This is a genomic window from Streptomyces sp. NRRL B-24572 (assembly GCF_002156145.1).
Taxonomy (GTDB): Bacteria; Actinomycetota; Actinomycetes; order Streptomycetales; family Streptomycetaceae; genus Streptomyces; species Streptomyces vietnamensis.
This window is the reverse complement of sequence record NZ_MWIG01001120.1, coordinates 1-3103: the sequence shown is the minus strand read 5'-3', so window position 1 is coordinate 3103 and position 3103 is coordinate 1. Positions and strand designations below refer to the sequence as shown.

At 73.9% G+C, this 3103-nt stretch carries 3 protein-coding genes and 1 pseudogene; all 4 read left to right on the top strand.

All coding sequences use genetic code 11. The annotated features are described in order from the left end of the window. Positions 1-487, top strand: a pseudogene (locus tag CCN56_RS40720) (NAD(P)/FAD-dependent oxidoreductase); the annotation flags it as partial. 10 nt (positions 488-497) lie between these two features. Then, positions 498-1118 carry an L-threonylcarbamoyladenylate synthase gene (locus CCN56_RS40715; protein ID WP_086832556.1) on the top strand — a complete coding sequence of 207 codons (621 nt, stop codon included), beginning with the start codon at positions 498-500 and terminating at the stop codon, positions 1116-1118. Positions 1119-1275: 157 nt separating this feature from the next. After that, a complete protein-coding gene (locus CCN56_RS40710) occupies positions 1276-2040 on the top strand; it encodes a metallophosphoesterase (RefSeq protein WP_086832555.1) in 765 nt (254 codons plus the stop codon). Positions 2041-2116: 76 nt separating this feature from the next. After that, positions 2117-3103, top strand: a 987-nt coding sequence (locus CCN56_RS40705) for a bifunctional transcriptional activator/DNA repair enzyme AdaA (RefSeq protein ID WP_143664841.1), incomplete at its 3' end; no start/stop codon positions are given.

Genomic DNA, 3103 nt, shown 5'->3' with positions numbered 1-3103 from the left:
GGTCGGCCCCACCGCCGGCGAGATCGGCACCGCCCTGCGCGAAGCCTCCTCCGGCACCGCCCCCGACGCCCCCTTCCTCATCACCGCCCAGCCGAGCCTCGTCGACCCCTCCCGGGCCCCCGAGGGCAAGCACGTCTTCTGGGCGTACGGCCACGTGCCGAACGGCTGGCGCGGCGACCTCACCGAGGCGATCGAACGTCAGATCGAGCGCTTCGCCCCGGGCTTCCGCGACCGCGTCCTGGCCCGCGCCACCTCGGGACCGCCCGAACTCGCCGAGCGCAACGCCAACTACGTCGGCGGCGACATCGCCTGCGGCGCCGCCCGCGGCCTCCAGCTCCTGCTGCGCCCCACGCTCTCGCTGCGCCCCTACGCCACTCCGCACCCGGCGGTCTTCCTCTGCTCCTCCGCGACCCCGCCAGGACCCGGCGTCCACGGCATGTCCGGGCACAACGCGGCGAAGGCCGTGTGGCGGAGCCTGCGAAAATAGACTGGTCCCCATGGCCAAGTACTTCGACGTGCACCCCGACAATCCCCAGCCCCGCACCATCGGCGCGGTGGCCGACTCCATCAGGAACGGGGCGCTCGTCGCGTACCCGACCGACTCCTGCTACGCGCTCGGCACCCGGCTCGGCAGCCGCGACGGCATCAGCCGCATCCGCACCATCCGCGACCTCGACGACCGGCACCACTTCACGCTGATGTGCGCGAACTTCGCCCAGCTGGGCCAGCTCGTGCACATCGACAACGACGTCTTCCGCGCGGTCAAGGCGTCCACGCCCGGCGCGTACACCTTCATCCTCCCGGCGACGAAGGAGGTGCCGCGCCAGCTGCTCCACCCCAAGAAGAAGACGGTCGGCGTCCGCATCCCCGACCACGTCGTCACCCAGGCGCTCCTCGCCGAACTCGGCGAGCCGCTGCTCTCCAGCACCCTGCTCCTGCCCGACGAGGCCGAACCGCTCACCCAGGGCTGGGAGATCAAGGAGCGGCTCGACCACCAGGTGGACGCGGTGCTCGACTCCGGTGACTGCGGCACCGAACCCACCACCGTCGTCGACTTCTCCAGCGGTGAGCCCGAGATCGTCCGCCGCGGCGCGGGGGACACCATCCGCTTCGAGTAGGCGACCGGGGAAGAGGCCCCCGCCCCCGCCCCGGCCCGGCAAGCGGTCGAGCGATCGAACGGTCCACCGTTCCCGGATCGGCCCTTTCCGGCCCGCCGATGATCACCGTACGGTCGCGTGAACGACTGTTCACGCGCACCCACGGAGGCACGGCCGCATGATCGTCATCGCCCATGTCAGCGACATCCACATCGACGACGGGCCGCGCAGCGCGGACCGCGCCCGCGCCGTCCTGCGGTACCTGGAAGAGCTGCCGCACGACCTGGCGGCCGTCCTCGTCACCGGCGACATCGCCGACCACGCGACCCCGGACGAGTACGCGGTGGCGCGGGAGCTGCTGACCTCCCGCCACCCGCTGCTCGTCTGCCCGGGCAACCACGACGACCGCGCCGCCTTCCGCAAGGGCCTCCTCCCCGAGGAGACGGCGGCGCGCCCGTACGCCCCCGTCAACCAGGTGCTCCGCGGCGAGGGTTTCGTCATCGCCCTCTGCGACTCCTCCGTACCCGGCAAGGACGAGGGCCTCCTGGAGGACGAGACGGTCGAATGGCTCGACGGCGTCCTCGCCGCCACCCCGCACGAGGTCCCCGTCCTGGTCGCCTTCCACCACCCGCCGGTGCCGCTGCACACCCCGTACGTGGACGGCATCCGGCAGTTCGGCGAGGAGCGGCTCGCCGCGCTCGCCGACCGCCACCCCCACCTCACGGCCTTCCTCGCCGGCCACGCCCACACGGCCGCCGCCACGACCTTCGCCGGCCGCCCGCTGCTCGTCGCGCCCGGAGTCGTCTCCGCCCTCCGGCTGCCCTGGGAGAACCCCGGCACGGAGAACCCGCACGTCCACCTCGACCTGCCGCCCGCCCTCGCCTTCCACGTCCTCGGCGAGGACGGCCGGCTGACCACCCACTACCGGACCGTCACCGTCTGACCCGCCACGACCGGGGGCGGACGTCCATGTCGTTTTCTCGCCAGCCCGTGCGCCGTCCGTCCCCGATCCTGGAACCATGCACACCGACACCGAGCGCTGCGTACGGGCCGTCCAGTCGAAGGAAGCCCGCTTCGACGGCGTGTTCTTCACCGCCGTCCGCACCACCCGGATCTACTGCCGCCCCAGCTGCCCGGCCGTCCCGCCCAAGCCCGAGAACATGGAGTTCCACCCCAGCGCCGCCTCCTGCCAGCGCGCCGGCTACCGGGCCTGCAAGCGCTGCCGCCCCGACACCAGCCCCGGCTCGCCCGAGTGGAACGTCCGGGCCGACGCCGTCGCCCGCGCCGTACGGCTCATCCAGGACGGCGTCGTCGATCGCGAGGGCGTCCCCGGACTCGCCCGGCGGCTCGGCTGGTCCACCCGCCAGATCGAACGCCAGCTCCTCGCCGAACTCGGCGCGGGGCCGCTCGCCCTGGCCCGCGCCCAGCGCGCCCAGACCGCCCGGCTGCTCATCGAGACCACCCCGATGCCCTTCGCCGAGATCGCCTTCGCGGCCGGCTTCTCCTCCATCCGCACCTTCAACGACACCGTCCGCGAGGTCTTCGCCCTCACCCCCGGCGAACTCCGCGCCCGCGCCGCCCGCCGGTCCCCGGTCCGGGCGGCGACCGGCCCCGGCGCAGGCGGGCCGACCGCTCCGGCGACCGCCACCCACGGCGTCATCAACCTCCGGCTGCCGTTCCGCACCCCCCTCGAACCCTCCAACCTCTTCGGGCACCTCGCCGCGACCGCCGTCCCCGGCGTGGAGGAGTGGCGCGACGGCGCCTACCGGCGGACGCTGGGCCTCCCGTACGGACACGGCATCGTCGCCCTCGCCCCCCGCCCCGACCACATCGCCTGCCGCCTCCTCCTCACCGACCCGCGCGACCTCACCCACGCGATCAGCCGCTGCCGCCGGCTCCTCGACCTCGACGCCGACCCCGTCGCCGTCGACGAACGGCTCCGCACCGACCCGCTGCTCGCCCCGATCGTCGACAAGGCGCCCGGCCGCCGGGTGCCCGGGACCGTC